The 1518-nt window shown below is 69.1% G+C and carries 1 protein-coding gene; it reads left to right on the top strand.

Annotation, left to right across the window (positions count from 1 at the left end; genetic code table 11):
* Positions 1–1305, top strand: a 1305-nt coding sequence (locus AC1D15_RS31545; protein ID WP_477829144.1) for a helix-hairpin-helix domain-containing protein, incomplete at its 5' end; no start/stop codon positions are given.
* Positions 1306–1518: the final 213 nt, after the last annotated feature.

Raw genomic sequence — 1518 nt, 5'->3', positions numbered from 1 at the left:
GTGCTCGACACCCACACCGTCTACCCGCACGAGCCGCGCAACGACTGGGAAGGCTCGCTTCACAYGCTGGGCCGGCTGTGCGCGACGCACGGCGTCAACCTGATCGCGATCGGCAACGGCACCGCGAGCCGCGAGACCGACAAGCTGGCTGCCGACCTGATCAAGCGCATCCAGCAGCTGGCACCGGGCACGCACATCGACAAGGTGGTGGTCAGCGAGGCCGGCGCGTCCGTCTACTCGGCCAGCGAGTACGCCAGCAAGGAGCTGCCCGACCTCGACGTGAGCCTGCGCGGCGCGGTCAGCATCGCGCGGCGCCTGCAGGATCCGCTCGCGGAACTCGTGAAGATCGAGCCGAAGAGCATCGGCGTCGGCCAGTACCAGCACGACGTGAACCAGAGCGAGCTCGCGCGCAGCCTCGACACCGTGATCGAGGATTGCGTGAACTCGGTGGGCGTCGACCTGAACACCGCGTCGGCGCCGCTGCTGTCGCGCGTGTCGGGCCTGAGCAGCGCGGTGGCCGCGAGCATCGTGCGCTGGCGCGATGCGAACGGCGCCTTCCGCAACCGCCAGCAGCTGCTGGACGTGAGCGGCCTCGGCGCCAAGACCTTCGAGCAGAGCGCCGGCTTCCTGCGCATCCGCGGCGGCGACAACCCGCTGGACCAGTCGGGCGTGCACCCGGAAACCTACCCGGTGGTCGAGAAGATCATGGCCGCGGTCAGCAAGCCGGCGGCCGAGGTGATGGGCCGCAGCGACGTGATCCGCGCGCTGAAGCCCGAGGCCTTCGCGAGCGAGAAGTTCGGTGCGATCACGGTGAAGGACATCTTCGCCGAGCTGGAGAAGCCGGGCCGCGATCCGCGCCCCGACTTCAAGGTGGCGCGCTTCAACGACGGCGTCGAGGACCTGAAGGACCTGCAGCCGGGCATGACGCTCGAAGGCACCGTCAGCAACGTCGCGCAGTTCGGCGCCTTCATCGACCTGGGCGTGCACCAGGACGGCCTGGTGCACGTGAGCCAGCTGAGCAACAAGTTCGTCAACGATGCGCGCGAGGTCGTGAAGACCGGCGACATCGTCAAGGTCAAGGTGCTCGAGGTCGATATGGCGCGCAAGCGCATCTCGCTGACGATGAAGCTCGACGCGGTGGTCGCGCCGCGCGGCGAGCGCCAGGGCGACAACAGCTTCCGGCCGGCGGGGCGGGGCGAGCGCACTGGTGGTGGTGGGGGCGGCGGGCGTGCGCCGCAGCAACAGCAGGCGACGCAGCAATCCGCAATGGCGGCCGCGTTTGCGAAGCTGCAGACCAAGCGCTGAGCCAGGACCGGCGATCCAGGGCACCATCCGCGGCATGACACTTCAAACACCTCACCGAGTATCACAGCGATGAACACACGTCTTCGATCCCTGGCCCTGGTCGCCGCACTCGGTGCCGCGGCACTGCTCGGCGCCTGCGCGCACAAGCCCGGCCCGAGCGCCACCGCCATCCTGCTGCCCACCAACGGCAATGCCGCGCAAGGCGTCGTCACC

It is taken from the genome of Rhizobacter sp. P2_H2, from assembly GCF_056403375.1.
This window is presented reverse-complemented; position numbering and strand designations above follow the sequence as displayed.